13 protein-coding genes are annotated in these 19,385 nt (G+C 29.3%); 6 read left to right on the forward strand and 7 right to left on the reverse strand.

The annotated features are described in order from the left end of the window. The first annotated feature begins 333 nt into the window (after nt 1–333). From E6A48_RS08100 to E6A48_RS08110, 3 genes are all read left to right on the forward strand, one after another. Entirely contained in the window at nt 334–1,410 is a 1,077-nt protein-coding gene (locus E6A48_RS08100) for a helix-turn-helix domain-containing protein (RefSeq protein ID WP_219709569.1), read from the forward strand. A 333-nt stretch (nt 1,411–1,743) separates the two neighbouring features. Beyond that, the gene (locus E6A48_RS08105; protein WP_013243579.1) at nt 1,744–2,382 is read left to right on the forward strand and encodes a cyclodeaminase/cyclohydrolase family protein; all 639 of its coding nucleotides are present in this window, start codon (nt 1,744–1,746) and stop codon (nt 2,380–2,382) included. Between the two features lie 226 nt (nt 2,383–2,608). Beyond that, nucleotides 2,609–2,905, forward strand: coding sequence for a helix-turn-helix domain-containing protein (locus E6A48_RS08110; protein ID WP_013243580.1), 297 nt, complete (start codon nt 2,609–2,611; stop codon nt 2,903–2,905). Nucleotides 2,906–2,928: 23 nt separating this feature from the next. Here E6A48_RS08110 and E6A48_RS08115 read toward each other — a convergent pair whose 3' ends face one another. The 4 genes from E6A48_RS08115 to E6A48_RS08130 form a co-directional block, all read right to left on the reverse strand. Further along, complete coding sequence (locus E6A48_RS08115; protein ID WP_219709571.1) at nt 2,929–4,014, reverse strand: glycoside hydrolase family 3 N-terminal domain-containing protein; 1,086 nt, start codon at nt 4,012–4,014, stop codon at nt 2,929–2,931. After that, on the reverse strand, nt 3,978–4,892 hold the full coding sequence (locus E6A48_RS08120) for a glycoside hydrolase family 3 N-terminal domain-containing protein (RefSeq protein WP_219709573.1): 915 nt from the start codon (nt 4,890–4,892) through the stop codon (nt 3,978–3,980). The genes E6A48_RS08115 and E6A48_RS08120 overlap by 37 nt, the downstream gene beginning before the upstream one ends. 294 nt (nt 4,893–5,186) lie before the next feature. Then, a complete protein-coding gene (locus E6A48_RS08125; RefSeq protein ID WP_219709574.1) occupies nt 5,187–6,395 on the reverse strand; it encodes a DegT/DnrJ/EryC1/StrS family aminotransferase in 1,209 nt (402 codons plus the stop codon). Nucleotides 6,396–6,687: 292 nt separating this feature from the next. Then, the gene (locus tag E6A48_RS08130) at nt 6,688–7,827 is read right to left on the reverse strand and encodes a glycerate kinase family protein (protein WP_219709576.1); all 1,140 of its coding nucleotides are present in this window, start codon (nt 7,825–7,827) and stop codon (nt 6,688–6,690) included. A gap of 195 nt (nt 7,828–8,022) precedes the next feature. Between E6A48_RS08130 and lpxC the strand changes: the two genes are divergently transcribed. Genes lpxC through hemW form a run of 3 tightly spaced genes read left to right on the forward strand, consistent with a single transcriptional unit; the run spans nt 8,023 to nt 11,302 of the window. Further along, nucleotides 8,023–9,303: a UDP-3-O-acyl-N-acetylglucosamine deacetylase gene (gene lpxC / locus E6A48_RS08135; protein WP_219709577.1), complete on the forward strand. Its 1,281-nt coding sequence runs from the start codon at nt 8,023–8,025 to the stop codon at nt 9,301–9,303. Between the two features lie 17 nt (nt 9,304–9,320). Beyond that, complete coding sequence (locus E6A48_RS08140; RefSeq protein ID WP_219709582.1) at nt 9,321–10,175, forward strand: sigma-70 family RNA polymerase sigma factor; 855 nt, start codon at nt 9,321–9,323, stop codon at nt 10,173–10,175. Next, nucleotides 10,175–11,302 (forward strand): radical SAM family heme chaperone HemW, encoded by a 1,128-nt coding sequence (gene hemW, locus E6A48_RS08145; protein WP_219709584.1) that lies wholly within the window; start codon nt 10,175–10,177, stop codon nt 11,300–11,302. The genes E6A48_RS08140 and hemW overlap by 1 nt, the downstream gene beginning before the upstream one ends. Here hemW and E6A48_RS08150 read toward each other — a convergent pair. The 3 genes from E6A48_RS08150 to E6A48_RS08160 all read right to left on the reverse strand — a co-directional run bounded on the left by E6A48_RS08150 (nt 11,297) and on the right by E6A48_RS08160 (nt 19,080). Next, nucleotides 11,297–11,593 (reverse strand): Trp family transcriptional regulator, encoded by a 297-nt coding sequence (locus tag E6A48_RS08150; protein ID WP_219709586.1) that lies wholly within the window; start codon nt 11,591–11,593, stop codon nt 11,297–11,299. The two genes, hemW and E6A48_RS08150, sit on opposite strands and share 6 nt — an antisense overlap. Before the next feature lie 127 nt (nt 11,594–11,720). After that, nucleotides 11,721–18,689 (reverse strand): TolB-like translocation protein, encoded by a 6,969-nt coding sequence (locus E6A48_RS08155; protein WP_219709588.1) that lies wholly within the window; start codon nt 18,687–18,689, stop codon nt 11,721–11,723. A 58-nt stretch (nt 18,690–18,747) separates the two neighbouring features. Next, nucleotides 18,748–19,080 (reverse strand): STAS domain-containing protein, encoded by a 333-nt coding sequence (locus E6A48_RS08160; protein ID WP_013243600.1) that lies wholly within the window; start codon nt 19,078–19,080, stop codon nt 18,748–18,750. Between the last annotated feature and the right edge of the window lie 305 nt (nt 19,081–19,385).

A 19,385-nucleotide genomic window follows, 5' to 3' on the forward strand; every position in this document is an offset into this window, starting at 1 on the left:
GTGGGGGCAAAGCCACCACAAATAATAAAAACATAAAAATTTTTAAGTTTATAATAATTGTTCTTTTTCCCGCCTTCGCTCTGCGGACTTCGTCAAAAGAACCAAAAAGTGCAAGTTAAGAAAGTAATACTAATTATATTTTACATACTAAATATTAAACTAAAAACATATAAATATTTATTAATTTAGTTTTGAAACAAGTCTATTAATTATAAGAAAAATCATAAAAAATTACAAAAAATCATAAAATCCAGCAAATTAAGCTTATAAATCATTATAAAAATTGAATTTAGTATAAAGAAAAATTATTAAACTATTAGAGGTGTTTTTATAATGAATAAAGACAAAAAAAATTATTATGCCATAATACCCGCAAATGTTAGATACGACAAAAGATTAAGCCCTCTCACAAGATTAATATACGGAGAGATTACAGCCCTCAGCAATGAGAAAGGCTACTGTTTTGCCACAAATGCCTATTTTGCTAATTTGTATTCTATGAGCAATGTAAGCATATCGAGATGCATATCAGAATTAAAGGAGCATAATTACATAAGGGTTGTTTATGATATAAAAGAGAAGAATGTGGATAAGAGAAAGATATATATAAATAATACTGAAAATAAAAAATTAGAAAATGAAGAATTAAAAAACAATGAAGAAATCACTAACAATAAAGAAATTAATATAAACATTCAGGAGTATAAAGAAAATGAAAGCATTAATAAAAACAACAATACCAATAAAAATGATGATGCTTTCTCATTAGCAAAAATAAAATTAGTTAATAGAATTAAATTAAATGATGATACAGATTTATCAAATAATATAAAAGAGTATAATCAAAATTGCTTAGATGGTATTAAAGAAAAAGTTAAAGATAATAATATAATTAATAATAAAAATAATAATATAATTAATAGTAATTTTCTTCTCTCAGAGTTTGATTCTTTTGTATTAGAATTATGCCAAGTATTTAATAATTTTACTTACAATAATGCTTCCAAAATCTCTGAGTTATACGGTTTTAAGAGCAAAGAAAAACAAGAGCTATTATTAAAGATTTTTAACGAAAGAAAGTATGATTGGAGGGAGTGTATTAAATATGCGAAATTAAAGGCAAAAGAGAAAAACAACATACCAACATTATGGCTTGATTTTTTAAGTTTTTTAAAAATCTATTTAAGAGAGGGAGATAAAGAAAAACTCATAAAACCCCATTACACAGAAGAAGAATTATTAGAAATAGCAAGGAAACTTCAAAAACAAAAAAGGGAGAGAGAAAAAGCATTGCTTGAAGAGAGTAAAAAGATTGAGGAATTAGAGAGGGCGTTAGGCAGAGAGAGTATGACATTAGACGAGATAATAGAAGCAACCAAGGAGCAGTTTAAGCACTTAAAGAGGAAGTGATATTGTTTTAGCTTTATATTTTTGGAATACGTAAAATAATATCTATATTTTATTACACGTAAAAAGCTATAATTTATTGAATGCAGTCTTTTTGCTTCTTTGGGTCACGCCACAAGGGCACTTCCTTCAGTCGCCACCGAGTAGGTGCCTTGCCTACGGCACGCAGAGCGTCGGCAAAAGAAGTGGGGGCGTGGGGGCAAAGCCACCACAAATACATAAATTTTAAAAAACAAATTTTGACAAAATATAAAATCTTTAGTATATTGAACTCTCTAATAAATTATTAACGCATCACAAAAAAACATTAAAAAACTTTTAAGGAGATTTTTGAAAATGGAAAAGCTCATAAACAAAAGCGTGTTAGATTATATTAATGATGTAGATTCATCATTGCCGGCTCCGGGTGGAGGAAGCGTTACTGCTGTTGTTGCTAGCTTGGCCTGTGCTTTGGCTGGAATGGTTGCTCATCTCACCGTAAACAAAAAAAAGTTTAAAGAATTAGAAACAGAAAAACAAATTGCTTTCAATAATGCTGTAGAAAATATAAAACAAATAAAATCTCAGTTAATAGAAATTGTAGATAAAGATGCTGATATGTTTCAATTAATTATGGACGCATACAAATTACCTAAAGACACCGATGAACAAAAAGAGATAAGAAAAAATGCTATTTCTGAGGCAGCAAAAAAAGCATTAGAGCCTCCTCTTCAAACGCTTAAAAGCTGTTATGAGTTATTAGAGCATTTTGAGATAATTCACAAATATGGCAATGAGGGCGTTATAAGCGATATAGTATGTGCCTATACAATACTATATGCTGCGGCAAAATGTTCTATAGTAAATATTAATATAAATTTATCTTCTATAAACGATGAAAACTTTTTACATAATACCAAAAATACATGTTTATATTATTTAAGGGGTATGAAAAAAACATATAAGGAGGTAAATTTTGCATTATTGGACATATAAAATAGAATAATATTTCATATATTAGGGAACTAATTCTTTTTCATATTGATATTTTTTTATAATGTGTTATATTGTCCCCTTAAAATATGATATGAATTTAATGGTATTTTTATATTTTTCTTTGTGTTTTTATGTTATATGTATTTAAGTTAAAAAATAATTTTTAGCTTAAACAATATCTTTTTTAAAATTAGCTGTTTTAGTATTAAAATTGGAGGTTTAAAAAATGAGTATAACTACTAAACACATAATATCTTTAAAAGAGGAAGAAAAACAAAAGATTAAAGACTTTATTAAAAATGAAGGTAAATCTAAAAGGTTGATATCGAGAGCAAACATTATATTAGCTTTAGATGACAAAAAAAACACTGGGCTGACACATACTGATATCGCTAAACAATATAATGTAACATATCATACCGTAGTAAACATAATAAATGAATTCGTTGCTAAAGGATTAGATTCTACTCTCACTTATAAAAGAAATCCAAACAGCAACAGAAAAAAGAAAAAAGCTAATTAATAACTAAATAATAATTTTGTGTGTTAGGTATTTTCTCTCATTATCTTTAATACCTTAGCACATGAAATTATATCTGGTTCTATATTTCTAAACATCTCTTTTACATTCTTATAAATATTGCTTGTAAGATTTATGCCGTAATTTATAGTGCTCTCAATCTTTCCTGTCATAACGAGATCATCTGTAATAATCACGCCTTTAAAACCCATATCTTCCTCAAGTAACTTTCTATATTTTTCTGACATGCTAGCAGGAAGTGTATCATCTATATATTTATTTTTTATATGCGAAACTAAAACCATCTCAGCACCCAAATCTATAGCCTTTTGAAAAGGTATTAATTCTTTATTTTTCAGCTCCTCTAAAGTCTTATCTATCACAGGAAACTCACTATGCGAATTAACAACGGTGTCCCCATGACCAGGAAAATGCTTAACAACGCTTATAATACCAGCATCTTTTTGAGCTTTTATTGTAGCTTCCACCATTTTTGAAACCATCTCAACATTTGTAGAAAAACTTCTATTGTATATATAAGAATCTTTATTGCTTGGCACGTCGCATAACGGACCTAGTATCATATTAATACCCATCTCTTTTAGAAACTTTGCTTTGTTGTATGCAATGTTGTAGGCATATTCAATGCTGTTGCTGTCGCCTATCATTTTGGCTGAAATGTCTTTGTATTTGTCGAAAGGTATTCTAAAGACTTCGCCTCCTTCTTCGTCTATAGATATTAACATATTTTTGTTAACATATTTCTTTAAGTCCGATGTGAGTTTCTTTAATTGTTCCTCATCTACTATATTGTAATTAAAAAGTATAACTCCAGAAACATGATTATCTTTTAATGTCTTTATAGTTTCCTCACTTAATACTGTGTCTGTGATGCCCACCATAGTAAGAAGCCCTCGCCTCTCTTCAATGCTCATACTATTAACTTCATCTATATAATCAGACAAATAAGAATATTTTTTTTTCAATTCCAAAATATATTTTTCATCTTCTGTGATGCTGTCTTTTTTGGTGCAAGAATTAATAGCTAGCCCAACAATTACAAAACTAAATAAAATTATAATCGATTTAACAACTTTGAAATTTTTACGCATAATTCACTATCCTCTGTTTTAATATTTTTTATCTTTTCTCTATTTAATTTATAAAACCTGTAATCAATAACATTAAGCAAATTAGTATTTATAAGAGAATATTTATTAATATAATCACTCATTACAACGCCTTTAAAGTTAAGGCTATTAAAAAGATAATCTCTGTATAATTTTTCATTTTTAATATGGCTCATCACAAAGAAGTCGCTTTCTATTGCCGACAAGAAGGTTTGTTTTGAGTCTATTATATTTTCAACATTTTTTATATTATCTAATATATATAACTCATCATCATAGTATTTTGGAAAATATTTTGCGGCGGTGAGGACGCCACTGTCTTTATACGCTTTAATTGTTTGAGATATTAACTTTGAAGCAATTTGTTTATCACCGCTGAAGATATGCTCTTTTAGATGAGATTTTTCATTACAGAGAGTATTTACCACAGGAGATAAAAACATATTAACGCCAATAGCTTTAAGAGTAGATGCTCTTTTTTTAGCAATATCGTATGCATAAGTTTCGCTTTGCCTCTCACCAATATAGCTTTGATAAACCTTAAAGTGCTGGTCAAAAAATAAATTATGCGTTGGCTTATAATCTTCGTCTAGTGCTATGAATATTTTTTTGTTTATATTTTCTTTTATATTTTTTATGAGTCTTTCAATAGTATTAATATCGGCTATATTAATGATTATTCCTTTAACATCATCATCTTTTATTATGTTAATTAAGTCATTATCATAAGTTTTAACGGCGAGCATTATTTGCAGATTATTATTTATTTTTTTAGTGTTATGTATTTTTATTTCGTAGTAGAGATAGCAGAAAAGGAGAGCTATAATAACAATAATCAAACTAACAAAAATATAAAACATTATAATTTATCAATGTATCCTAAATAATTATGTTTTGTCATAAGTTTTTATTTTTTTCAACTTTTTCCCGCCGCAAAAAGTTGCAAAAAGTGCAAATGTTTTAACTTTATATTTTGGAATATATAAAATAATATCTATATTTTGTTATACATAAAAAGCTATACTTTATTAAATGCAGTCTTTTTGCTTCTTTGGGACACCACCAAGTAGGTGCCTATTCGGCAAAAGAAGTGGGGTGCGGGGCAAAGCCCTGCAAATAAAAAAACATAAAAACACAACCGCTTCTTCCTAAACTCAGTTGCTCTCCAAATACCTAAAAATATTCTTAGCAATATATAAAGCGTCCTCCTCTTTAAGTGTGCTGTATAATGGCAAAGTTACTTCATTCTTATACAAATTAAAAGCATTTATATAATTATTATCAACATAATCCTTATAAACCTTGTGAAAAGGAAGAGGCAAATAATGCACATTAAGCACTATGCCAAGCTCTGCCATCTTCTCTATAAGCAAATCCCTATCAGCCTCATCATAGTCCCTAATTCTTAATAAATACAAATGATAAGATGATTCAGCCTCATCGTCTTTGAATACAGGAAGTATAACTTTTTTGCTCGCACCCAAAACACTGTTATATATATTCACAATGTTTTTTCTATTTTTAAGCATCTCATCATATCTCTTTAATTGCGATAAACCAATAGCCGCATGAATATCGCTCATATTGCATTTATAACCTGCAACCTCAATATCATATCTCCAGCTTCCTAACTTTGTTTTATCTAATGCACTTTTGTTCTGACCATTCAAAGCCCAAATAGACACTTCTTTGTAAATCTCATCAGCATTAATATCGCCAATATCATTAAAACTCAAAGCTCCACCCTCAGCAGTTGTAACATTCTTAACAGCATGAAATGAGAAAGAAGAAAAATCAGCCTGACTTCCTACCCTATTTCCTTTGTAAACAGCACCAATAGAATGAGCAGCATCAAGCAAGAACAAAGCCCTGTTTAATTGCTTTTGATATTTATTGGTTTCTAATGCAGTAAATAAATCTTTTTTCTTTTCAAGTATTTTTATAATGCCGTCATAATCGCAAGGTTTACCGCCAACATCAACAGCAATAACAGCTTTTGTTTTACTTGTAATAGCCTTTTCAAGCTTCTCTAAATCTATATTAAAGTCATCATCAGCCGCATCAATAAACACAACCTTAGCCCCCAAATGTATAGCCACATTAGCAGTAGAAGCATAAGTATACGCAGGCACTATCACCTCATCGCCCTCAGTAACACCGAATATTTTTAAAGCTAGCTCCATAGCCATAGTAGCACTAGATAATAGCTTTACCCTTTTAACATTTATATATTTACAAAGCTCCTCTTCAAGCTCTTTGTTTACAACTCCGCTAGTAATCCAGCCGGATTTTAAAACATTAACTACAGCCTCAATTTCATTGTCTGTAATGTCAGGGGGCGAGAAAGGTATAATTTTGTTCATAGTGGGTTTCCTTATTATTAATTTATATAATTTCAAATAAATATGTTAATTAAATTATGTTTACTATTATAAGCCTAATAAACTATAAAATCAATTGCTATATAAAATTAGAAACTTATTTTTTGATTATGAAGCAATATTGAATATGCTATTTTTAGAGAAACTAACTTAACTCTGCTTAAATAATATTTTTTAAAGAATGATTTTTAAAGAATAATTTTTTTGAAATAAAATCATTGCATATAGGAAAAATATATAATAAGCCCATATGCAAACAAATTAATACAATTTTTCATATATTGATATTAATGAACCTCAATGCCCTCTCGGAAGCATCTTCTATCAAAACTTTAGAATTAGCAATTGCCTCCTCAAGCGGCATAGCCCTCTTTAAAGCAGGCATAATAGAATCTATCCCCATCTCATAAACAGCCTCAGCACCCTCTCTTATATCTCCAACAATGGCAATAACAGAAATATCTTTATTTAATTTTTTAACCCTCCTAGCAACTCCCACAGGTACTTTTCCTTTTTTTGTCTGCCCGTCAATAGCTCCTTCTCCAGTGATAACCAAAGAAGCACCCTCTAGCTCTCTCTCAAAATTAATTATATCAAGCATAGCGTCAATTCCGCTTTTAATCTCCGCATTACAAAAACCAATAAGCCCCCCTCCTAAACCTCCGGCAGCACCAGAGCCTTCTATAAAATCAATCTCTTTTTTATATTTCTCTTTTATTAAGCCAGCAATATTTTTAAGCCCATTATCAAGCACATCAAAACTCTCTTCAGTAACCCCCTTCTGTTTGCCGTATATAGCAGTAGCTCCATCATCTCCATAAAGCACATTCTTAACATCAGAAGCTACATTTATTTTTATATCAAAAAGCCTTTTATCAACATTACTGTCATCTATGCTTTTTACTTTTATCATATTCTCAGCAATGCTTTCAAGTTCTTCTCCTTTCTCATCTAAAAACCTATACCCCAAAGCATTAGCCATACCAATACCGCAATCATTAGTAGCACTGCCCCCAATGCCAATTAATATCTCTTTAACTCCCCTATTAATAGCATCTTTTATAAGTTCCCCCGTTCCATAGGTAGAAGATTTTAAAGGGTTTCTCTCTTTTTCACTCACTAATGTAATCCCCGAAGCCTCAGCCATCTCTATAACAGCCTGACTCTTGCTAATTAATCCATACTTAGCACTAACACTTTTTCCTAAAGGGTTTTTTACATCAAGTCTTATAAACTCTCCGCCCGTAGCATAAATCACACTTTCAACCGTACCCTCACCCCCGTCTGCAATAGGAATCTTTTTAACAACAACATCTTTAACTACCTTTAATACCCCTCTCTCTATACATTCGCAAACCTCTAAACTGCTAGCACTTCCCTTAAATGAATCTGGTATTATTATTATCTTTTTCATATACAAAAATTAATCCTTATAAAGTTTATATATATTTAATTAATTTATATTTTTTTCATTTTTACATAGATATCAACTATATCAAAAAATGAATAATTATACTATTATATTAACATAATTCCGATAATTTATATATATAATATATTGATTTTATACGGTTAATATAATATTATATTTGAGTAGGAAAATTGAATTATGATGAAAAACAATATACTAATAATAGATGATGAAGAAGATATTTTAAATGCATGCAAAAATGTATTAGAAGATGAAGGCTATAATGTTGATATTGCTAAAAACTACGAAGAAGCTTTAAAAACATTTGATAACAAAAAAATAGATTTAGTATTTCTAGATGTATGGCTTCCTAATGTAGATGGTTTGGATATATTGTCAAATATAAAAAATAAATATCCTGATACTAATGTTATAATGATGAGCGGTCATGCTGGGGTGGAAACTGCGGTAAGGGCTACTAAAATGGGTGCTTATGACTTTTTAGAAAAGCCTATTAGTGTGAGTAAACTATTATCTTCTTGCGATGAAGTTTTTAAGAAAAATGAAAATATTATAGAAAATAATACATCAAACAACAATAACACTCATCATCATAAAACTAACAACAAATATAAAGTAAAGCAAAGAACTATTGCCAAAAGTATAGTGGTAAGCGGTTTTGCTCTAATGGAAGGAAGAAAAACAGCACTTACTTTAGTACCTGCTGAAGTAAATACAGGCATCGTTTTTATTGATATTAATACCAACACACAAATAAAATTAGACCACACCAACATACTTTCAAAAGATAAATCAGGAGCAGTAAACTCTACAGCATTAGTTGCAGGAAACAGATATATAAAAACAACCGAGCATTTCTTGGCAGCACTTCATATGATGGGTATAACAAATTTAATAGTAAAATGCGATGGAGAAGTTCCTAATGTTGATGGTTCTGCTTTGGTATTTTGTAATGCTTTAGAAGAGGCTGGTTTTGTTGAGCAAGATGATTATATAGAGCCTATAGTGATAGATGAAACGCTAACCTATGGAAATGTTAATGATAATGAAACATATATAATACTCTCTCCATATAATGGTCTTGAGGTGAGTTTGCGTATAGATTTTGCAGGAACAATCGGCGTTCAGGAATATACATACAAGTTTGACAATTTTGAACAGTTTACTAATGAAGTGGGAAGGGCAAGGTCTTTTAACACTATAGACAATATTGACTATGCTCAAAAGATGGGTATGGCTGGAAGCGGTATGATAGGAAGTCATATACTTCTTTGTGACGGTAAGGTAATTAATACTAAACTTCATTTCGATAATGAGTTTGTAAGACATAAGATTTTGGATATAATAGGAGACTTATATATATTAGGAAGACCTATAATAGGAAGGGTTGTGGCTAATAAATCTTCACATTCCTTTAACCATTCTGTAGTACATGACCTTGCTAATAGATATTTATAAAGGACAGCATAAAATTAATGCCAAATAGTAGAACAAAGAGTAATATAGAAGAAAATAATAATATATCTTTATATTTTGCAGATGCCAAGAGGGAGAAACTTCTTACTAGAGAAGAGGAAATAGAATTAACTCAGAGATTAAAAAAAGGCGATTCTCAAGCTAGGGCTAAACTTATAAGAAGCAATTTAAGGTTTGTAATAAGCATTGCTAAGCAGTATAAAAACAGCGGTTTACTTTTAGAGGATTTAATAGGTGAAGGTAATTTAGGTCTTATAATAGCTACAGACAGATTTGACCCAGACAAGGGATATCATTTTATTTCTTATGCTGTTTATTGGATAAGGCAGAGCATATTAAGGGCTATCAATGAAAAATCAAGACTCATAAGGCTTCCTTTGAACAAAGCTATGGATTTGGTGGATTTGGAGAGGGCTGTTCATCAATGTTATTACAAAACTGGTCATATGCCTGATGTTGAGGATTTGGCTTCTATATTAAAAAAAGAGCCTAGAGAAATTAGAAATATTATGGCTATGAATAATGAATATGTGTCACTTGAAAAAGATTTTAATATGGACGGTGTTAAAGACAGATTAGTTGATGTAGTTGAAGATAAAAACAGTAAAACTGTAGAAGACATATTATCTGATAAAGAGCTTACTGAAGAGTTAAAAATAGCAATGGAAGAGCTTTCTGATATAGAAAAAGAAATAATCAATGCAAGATACGGTCTTGACCAAGAGAAAAAGACATTAAAAGAGGTTGGAGAGAAGTATTCATTCACCAAAGAACGCATAAGGCAAATAGAAAAAAAGGCTCTTAAAAAAATGCATTCCAAAAGATATAGCTCTCTTAAAGATTTCTTAAACTAATGTCTGGTCTTTATATACATATACCCTTTTGCACATACAAATGTAGCTACTGCAATTTTTTTTCTGTTGTTAATATGAATGAAAAAGAAACATATAAAAACTACGCTGATGCATTAATTGAAGAATTAAAATTAAGAATAGATGATTATAAAGAAGAGATAAAAACAATATACTTTGGAGGAGGCACGCCTTCAGTATTAAACGCTAATTTACTTAAATATTTATTAGACAATATATTAAATATTCTTAAAAATCATCAAGACATAAAACTAATAAAAGAAATAACAATAGAATCAAATATTAATGATATAAACAGTGAATATATTAATTTTTTAGAAAGTGTAGAAAATATAAGAATATCCCTAGGTCTTCAAACATTCAATGAAAAAGCTTTGTCTCTCATAAATAGACGCACAGAATTAGAAGAGATTGTTAATGCCCTAACACTCTTAAACGCCTCTGCTATAAATAACATTTCTCTTGACTTTATATCGGGACTGCCCCTAAATGATAAGCTTCAAACAAAAAAAGACATTCTAAAAGCATTAGAATTACTACCCAAAACAAAACATATATCTCTTTACTATTTGGAGCTAACAAAATCACTTGAAGAGAAATGGAGAGATTATCTGCCAAAAGAAGAGGAAAGTGTGGAATATTATAAAATATCTTCAAACACATTAAAAGATTTGGGATTTATAAGATACGAAATATCAAACTATGCTATTAATAATTATGAGTCAATACATAACTCAAACTACTGGAAACTAAAAAATTATTTAGGGTTAGGAGCTTCTGCTGTAGGATACTACAACAACGAAAGATACGAAAATATAAAAAATGTAAAAACATATATTGAACACATTAAACAAAATAAAAAACCTATTAAAGAAATAGAATATATAGACAAAGAAACACAAAAAAAAGAGTTTATATTTCTCTCTCTAAGGACTGTAAAAGGCATAAATATAAATAATTATAACACTTTATTTAAAGAAGATTTTAAAGACAAATATTCATCAATTATAAAAAACAACAAAAATTATTTCCTTATAACAGATGAATATTTATCTATAAAAGAAAATTATTTTAATTATGCAGATGAAATTAGTTTATTATTTTTATGATTTGTTTAAGGATTCTTGAAACTCTTTATTGTTCATTAGGTATTTATCAACTATAACTGCCAAAGCACTATCTTGTTTTTTTAATTCCTTTGCCCCTCTTGTAATGGAACAAAGACTAGCATTCAGACTTTTTGCTATTTCATATTGAGGCATTTTCCTCCTAAGCAGGGTGACTATCCTGAGCCTTTGCTGAATCATATCCTGCTCATCTTTGGTAAAAAGTTCTGAAAGTAAGCTTTTAATAAACCTCTCATCATTTTCTGTTGCTAAAATATGTGCTAATAAGTCCATTGATACTCCTATATATATATATTATTAATAATAATAATACTTTTTATGATATTTATATATAGTTAAGTATAGAACAAATATAATTTTTTGCAAGTGTAATTATGTTTTTAACTTAAAAATATGCTTTTTATTTTGGTATGCCAGGAAGTATGTAGTCAAATAGAGTATAGCTTCCCTTAAATAAAGTGTTCATATCTGAAGCATTTATTATATTAGGGTTTACAGTATTGTTTTTAATATATCTGTAAGAGTCTATAACGCCATTATTAAAGTTCATATATAAATACTTCATAGCAGTATAATAATCGCCCGATAAATCTGTGCTGTATGTAAACATTAATTTATTGTTGCTTCTGTCGCTTAAATACTTAAATATATCAGCATTTCTAGCAGGAGATAAGAATATATCTTCTTTATTATAAGGCTTATTATAATTAGTGTCTATTCCTATATAGTGAGTAAGAGGCACTTTTCTTTTTCCATCAGCATAACCAACAGCTAAACTCTCTAATGATGTGTAAAAATTAGTTTGAGTATTTAATTTAATATTAGCCTTGCCTATATTAATAACGTCCATAGGCACGTACTTTAACTCTCTTATCTTTATAACATCAGCATTCTTAAAGTCATTAAAATAAGCAAAAGGTATAGTAAATAAATTAGGATAAGAGCCTGTAATATAGACAGTGTTCACCCTTGATGCATTTTTAGATACATCTGAAGATAGCATTTGAGACTCTATAGCTTTTAATGCTTTCATTCTTTCATTAGCATTAGGAGCATTTGTAAATGCAGTTAAACTACTTCTTAATTTATCAATAGATACAAGAGAAGATTTTTTTACTTCATTATCACCCACAACATAACTATAAGAAGTATATTTATCATCTTCATAAGAATAGAATATAAACATAGTATTTGTGTTTTCATTACTAAATATGTTATATGCATTATAAATATTCTTTCTAAAATCGCTCTCAGGCACTCTTATTTTATTTAGAAGTCCGTATATATAACTTGGCTTATCCTTATAAAGCGAATAAAACAAATTAGCAAATGATGAAATAGTATTAGCTTCAAATATATACTGATTGCCGTAAATATAATCCATAGTTAAGAATATATTAGCTTCATTTGTAGTTTTATTATCTAATATTGTATTTGCAACTGTGAGTATTTGATTTGTATTTGTCATTAGAGTGAGTAAGTTTGTTACTTTATCTAAAGGAGTTTTAGCATATATTAAATCATAAAGCACTGCTATTTCTAATATTTTATTTTTATTTGTGCCTGTAGTTCTCTGTGCTATATAATTTACGTATCTTACATTATTTTCTACAGTTTCGCCTGATTTTAAGAATCTTGATAATGTGCGAGGAGTAAAGTATTCATCTATTAAATGATAATTTTCATTTGTGTATAGATACATAAAATGCAAAGCTCTTCTAGCACCCTTAACAGCCCCTTCATCTCCAAGTCTTCTATAAACAGGAAGCATTGCCTTCATAAAGTAGTAGGCATTAGAATCGCTTATATTACTGTAGGAGGAAGCAAAATATTTATATCCGTCTTCAGAGAGATTGTATGCAGTGTTGGTGTCTTTTGCATTATATCTATCTTCTATAAAATAAGCATAATTGTCCATAACCTCATTAGGAGATTGTGAATAGCTTATAATATTAGAAATCATGCTAACAGAAGGCGTTTTTTTGTATGATGCAAGCAAACGGCTTTTGAAATTATAAGTTTCATTTGAAAGAGTGGTCATGCTGTTATCTGGCTTTCCGTATACTGTAAATAAATTGTTGTCATAGCCTTTCATGCTCTCTTCCAAAGAATTAGTTACAAGACTTTGGAAATAATTAGTATAAAACATTATTCTTGAATATGTATTAGAATTGCCTACCACTAATGCTATATTATTAACTTCTTTTAATACTTCTTTATTTTCATCAAAAGTTTTCTTGTCTGCATAAAGAATATAGAAATTCTTTTTCATTAAGTTTGATATATCAGAAGCTTTAGTGTCTGTAATATCTACAACCAAAGGCACATAGGCATTAGTTAATAAATCATTAAAAGGCACAAACCTAAACTTTCTCACTCTATTAGTAGCTCTAATAGTGTTAGTAGCTTGAAGAGTGTTATTAGTGGCATTGTTTGTAATTATATTATTAGTATATAGATTAGTGTCATCTTCATTATCTACATAATTAACCGGCATCACTCTAGCTTCATTTTCTCTATAATTATCTGCATAGTTTACATTATTTGTAAGAAGAGTGTTGCTTGCAGAAGAGGCAGTCATATCTATATTTTTTCTGTCGTTTCTATTAACTTTATAAAAAGAAATTAATCTGTTATCAACATAAGCAACCTTTGGAGGAAGCATATATTCAGTAGAATCATAAAGCTCGCGTACAAAGGCATTATTATTACTCATAACAATAGGACTCTCACCAATATGAGTAACATAATTTTTTGTTTTTATTAAGTCATTAGTTTGATAATAGAAATAAGTCTTTTTATTCTCCCTCACAAATCTATAACCCAAATAAGTATCCCATATTAGAGTTTCATCACTACGCATTGATTTATCTATATCAGTAGCCTTCACATCGCAAATTACTATATTTTTTATAGGTGTATTTTCAAAAGTTTTAATAGCTTCTTTTTCATATTCTGTAATTTCTTTTAGAGATGACTCTTCAAGCTTTTTGTCATAATTAGCTGTTACTGCAGACAAATATTTTTGATAAGCATAGAGGGCTTTTTCATATAGTTTATAATAATCTCTAAGATAATAGTTATTCTCTCCGAGTGTATATAGTCTTTTATCTAAGAACTTCCTACGCATATCTATTGCATCAAACATAGCAAGTATATTAATGCTAGCATCAGGATAATTGCCTTCCAAAAACTCTATTACTTTATACCTAGCCTCTTGCAGTATGAGATTATTTTCTTCTACAAAAGTAATCATAAACACGCTTTCTCTTAATCTCTGTAATATTCTAAACACATACATTACAGGCTCATCAAGACTGTCAGGATAAATATCTCTATACTTCTCACTAAAATCTATTAAAGTAGTAAGTATAGCAATCTCCTCAACTGCAAAAGCATTAACTTTAGCCTTAGAAAAAGCAGATATATATTCTCTAGCAGCCTCTTCAATATTGCCCGCAAGCTCATAGGCTTTAGCTAAATTGTATCGAATAATAATTTCAGTCTTTAAGTCCACAGGGAAGTTCGAGTTTGATGAGAGAATATATTTATATCTATCTATAGCATTTTTTAGCATATAAAGTCTTTGAACATTAACATCATGCATGCTCATATCCAAAGATCCGTCATTATTTTTCTTTCTGTTAAGCATTAAATCATTAGCTTCAGCAGTAAGCTTCAAAGCCATTATATATTGAAAAGCTGCTATATGTGAATATAATAATAATCTGTCTTTAGAGCTTACGCTGTTATTTGTAGAAAGCACCTGAAGAGTTTTTGTAGTGTCAAAGAGCTCCATAAAAAACTCTCTTCTTATAGCAGTTAAATCATTTTGAGATAAATATCTTAAATAAAGCGATGATAAGCTCAAATAGTTTTTAGCATCATTTTGAGCATTTTCGTATATTAAACTAGGGTTATTGTTAAGGGCATTAGAGTTTATAGTTTTTCTGTATTCTTCTATAGACTTTCTAAAAGACATAATAGAATTAGAAACAGAGCCTTGCTTATAATATAAATAGCCTTCATTGTTGTAGTATGTAGCAAGCATTAAAGGCTGTATTGATTTTTTAGGCTTATCTTTAATAATATAATTCCTATAAGAAGATAAAGCATCTCTTGACTCTGAATATCTTCCCATCTTCTCATAAAGCTCTTGATATATAGAATAAAGCATCTGCTGTTTATCAACATTAAGAGGCTCACCTGGTATATATCCTCCAAAAGAAGCAAGACCTAAGTTTACAACATTAATATTAGCACCATATAAAGTAATACTTACATAATTTGGATTATATGAAGAAGAATCCAAACTGTCTATTTTAGCCTTCACATTGTCGCAGTATTTTAATGCATTGTTATAATCTTCAAGTTTTAAGTAGCAAGCAGCAATAAGAAGTTCATTAAGTTCATTCTGCTCTACATTGTTTGTAATTATGGTGTTTCTCTCTAATAATGATTCAATAGCTTTAGTGTAGTCTTTTTGTTCAATAGCTGCAACTGAAGTGTAGCCTACTATTTTGTATACTGCCTCACTGTCGCCTAGTCTTTCAAAAATCTCTCTTGCCTTATTATATTCTCTATAAGCTCCATTAATATCATTGTTCATCCACAAAGAATATCCATAAAAGAAATGATACCAAGCCTTACTCTTATCACTTCCTACACTGTTTAATAAAACTTCAGCTTCTTTATATTCATTAGCCGCATCAGAGTATCTGCCGTTTATTAAGTAAGAGTTTGCAAGCATTATAGATACAACATTAGGCTTAGTTTTTATCTTGCTTTTAGCCATTATAAGAGAATCAATTATTTCGCTTTCTAAATTTGGAGTTTGAAGAGTTAATTGATTGTAGCCTATATATTTATCATTATTTACATTATTGTCTTTATAGCTTGGCACTAATTCCATTATGCTTTTATATGTTTTATCGCTTTGAAGAACCTGCATTTTTAAGGCTTCTGCAAATGTAAGCATTTCAGCCTTTTTTATATAATAATTCTCTTCATCAGGATAAAGAAATATAGCAAAATCCATATAAGAAACTGCTTTATCTACTATAGTATTAAAAGACTTATTCAAATACAAATAAAATCCGTCTTCTCTTTTTTTCTCGCTAAGCACATACCTTTCGCTGTCATATTGTTTAGACATAGCTATGCCGTAATATCTATTAGCCAAATAATAGTAGGCATTAGCAAGCTCTGCATGTGCTGCATGCTCTGAATATCTTGTAGATAAAAGAGTTCTCTCCCTCTCTGCTATGGTTTGTTCTAGTGATTCTATAGTGCTGTATGCTCTAAGTCCGCTTTCAATAATTCTTGAAGAAGCATTGGCATCATTAGGATTATAAACTAAAACTTCTTGATAATTGTCATAAGCAATATTGTATCTCTCTTCATTATAAGCATTATCTGCTAAAGTTCTATAATAGTTGGCAAGTATTCTTTTTGATTCTTTTGCTTCATAAGTAGGCTCAAAGTTTTTGCCTCCGCTTTTTACAGCATTTACTAATAATTGATAAGCTGCATCATCTTTTTTGTCTAATAATATTTTAGCATTAGCATAATAACCCAAAGCAAGCATTATATCATTTTTTGATTCCATATAGGGCTGAAATAAATTAGTTGCCGCATCATAATTTTTAGCAAGTATAAGTCCGTCTAAATATATAAGTCTGCTTGCTACAGATAATGGTGCATAGGGGTGAGAGTTATCTATTATTGTTTGATAAGGAATCTTTGAATCTTTTATAAAATCTTTTGCTATTTCAAGCCTATCAGCAAATATTAAATCTTTTCTTCTGTAAGGTTTATTATACAAGTCCTCATCTGCAGGATATTTATAATTATTATCTTCAAGTGAATGAGAATATAATTTTGATATTAATACATATAAATCTTTGCTGCTGTCATAGTCTATTATGCTATTTAAAATTTCTAATGTTGAAGCATTTGTGTTATTTTTATTATATTTTTCATTAGCAGATATGTAGCCCGCCCAAGATAAAGCATTTACTATATTTTCATTGCTTGTGATAATTGATTCATTTGTAGTATAATATGAAGCATTAAGCCAGTTATCATTAGTGTCAAAATTTTCATCTATCTTTAAAGCCAAAAATCCGTAAAAAGTGTTAGTATATTCTGTTGTTAGAACATTTTTTGAAGTATTGTAAATATCTCTGTTTTTATTAGTATAGGCCTGATACATTACATCGAAATATGCCTTTGATACATTGCCCCTATCTTCATCTGAAGGGAAATACTCTGAAAACTTCTCTATTACTTCAACTTTTCTGTTATAAGGCAAAGCAACAAAGGTATTATACATATCATTAGCATTGGCATCTTTAATGAAATATTCTTTAGTAGAGCCCATAGTTACTATACTAGTGCCTGAAGTGCTTAATACATAGCTTCCTACCAAAGCAGATTCATATGCTACATTAAATGTGCTTAAACTTGTATTTTCTTCTAATACATAATATTGTCCTGTAGACAAAGAATAAGACATTAATCTTCTTTTATCATTATATGTTAAATTGCCGTCTTTATCAGTATCATTTGCTATTTCAAAATAAATTATAGTGTCGTTGTTGTAGAATGACGGATTAAACTTAAAGGTTTTAGTATCAGTTAAAATCATCAAATTGGTTTGAATATCATTTGTGATGTAGGAGTTAGCTTGCAAGTCTACTACTGCTAATTGAGAATAAGGCTCTCCTATTTTTGAAGTAATAAAAGCAATATGCCTATCATTAAAAGAGAATGTAGGAGAAGAGGCTTCTATATCTGCTCTTTTAATTACATCTTTACCATTTGGCTTAACTGTGAAGAGTTTTTTTATATTATCTTCTCTGTCTGAAACAAAAGCTATCATATCGGCATTATGAGAGATTTCTGGGTCTGTATCATAGCCTTTATAATCTGTTATTCTTACTATACTTTGCTCTAGATTTTCCAAATTATTTTTTGAAGTTCTAATACCAAGATTAACCAACTTATATAAATAAATATCAGAAAAAGCATCATCTCTAGTAGAAGAGAATACCAAATATTTTGATTTACTATCCACAGATACAGAAGAATCTATTCCTGGGCTTCTTGTGAGTCTAAAAGTTTCAAGTGTATAAGAATCTACAGCAAATATATCGGTATTACCTGCATTTTCTCTGGAATAGTATACCCAAGTTCCTTCTCTGTCTATAACAGAATCTAATACAGGGTTACCCTCTCCAGAAGTTAGAGAGTATCTTTTATACTCTCTTAAGAAAGGTCTGCTATTAAAAATAGAATCTGCACTCTTTTGACTGGATGCACAAGATAATAAAATAAATAATGGTAATAATAATAGCTTTAATTTCATAAACCTTTTATATAAGTAATAATAATTACTACTTTAAAAACAAAACATTCAAAATATTTTAGAATGTAGCTAAAGCATCATCAACGCTATCAAAAACTTCAAATAAATCTTCTAAATCTACAGTTTTTAATATTTTCTTTATTACATCAGGTACTGAAGCTAAAACAAGTCTTCCGTTTTTATCTTTTATCTTTCTCATCATATTAATGAATACTCTAATTCCGCTTGAGCTTAAATATTCAACTTTAGATATTTCTAAAATCAAATTAATACTTCCAGACTCTATAAGAGCATCTAATTCGCTTTCTATAGATACAGATAAATTAACATCTAATTTACCTTCTAATTTTACAACTTTTGCTTTACCTTTATCTTCTATATTTAAACTCATAATATATTTCTCCTTCAAAGACTTAATTAGAATATTATAACAAACATAATATTAAAGTCAATAATTAATAAGAATGGTAAATAGTTATAATAGGAGTAAAATTTTATTATGTTTAAAACACCGCACGCACGGTAGAGAGCTTATAAAATATAATAAAACTGCATTATTAACTTATTTAAAAACATTGTTTAGTTTAGCGTGCGTTATGTAAGCAACAAATTTAAAAAAACTTGGGCGGGCAGCTAAGACAACAGTGAAAACAAAAAAGAAAAATCAACACATAAACAAAAGAAAAGACAGAAAGC

The organism is Brachyspira pilosicoli (assembly GCF_019402445.1).
Classification (GTDB): Bacteria; Spirochaetota; Brachyspiria; order Brachyspirales; family Brachyspiraceae; genus Brachyspira; species Brachyspira pilosicoli_B.

Excerpts from the sequence above, each read along its gene's own strand:
- E6A48_RS08115 (WP_219709571.1), bottom strand. The coding sequence starts at position 4,014 with ATGCGTAAAAATTTCAAAGTTGTTAAATCGATTATAATTTTATTTAGT.
- E6A48_RS08160 (WP_013243600.1), bottom strand. The coding sequence starts at position 19,080 with ATGAGTTTAAATATAGAAGATAAAGGTAAAGCAAAAGTTGTAAAATTA.
- hemW (WP_219709584.1), top strand. The coding sequence starts at position 10,175 with ATGTCTGGTCTTTATATACATATACCCTTTTGCACATACAAATGTAGC.
- E6A48_RS08155 (WP_219709588.1), bottom strand. The coding sequence starts at position 18,689 with ATGAAATTAAAGCTATTATTATTACCATTATTTATTTTATTATCTTGT.
- lpxC (WP_219709577.1), top strand. The coding sequence starts at position 8,023 with ATGATGAAAAACAATATACTAATAATAGATGATGAAGAAGATATTTTA.
- E6A48_RS08120 (WP_219709573.1), bottom strand. The coding sequence starts at position 4,892 with ATGTTTTATATTTTTGTTAGTTTGATTATTGTTATTATAGCTCTCCTT.
- E6A48_RS08110 (WP_013243580.1), top strand. The coding sequence starts at position 2,609 with ATGAGTATAACTACTAAACACATAATATCTTTAAAAGAGGAAGAAAAA.
- E6A48_RS08100 (WP_219709569.1), top strand. The coding sequence starts at position 334 with ATGAATAAAGACAAAAAAAATTATTATGCCATAATACCCGCAAATGTT.
- E6A48_RS08125 (WP_219709574.1), bottom strand. The coding sequence starts at position 6,395 with ATGAACAAAATTATACCTTTCTCGCCCCCTGACATTACAGACAATGAA.
- E6A48_RS08105 (WP_013243579.1), top strand. The coding sequence starts at position 1,744 with ATGGAAAAGCTCATAAACAAAAGCGTGTTAGATTATATTAATGATGTA.
- E6A48_RS08150 (WP_219709586.1), bottom strand. The coding sequence starts at position 11,593 with ATGGACTTATTAGCACATATTTTAGCAACAGAAAATGATGAGAGGTTT.
- E6A48_RS08130 (WP_219709576.1), bottom strand. The coding sequence starts at position 7,827 with ATGAAAAAGATAATAATAATACCAGATTCATTTAAGGGAAGTGCTAGC.
- E6A48_RS08140 (WP_219709582.1), top strand. The coding sequence starts at position 9,321 with ATGCCAAATAGTAGAACAAAGAGTAATATAGAAGAAAATAATAATATA.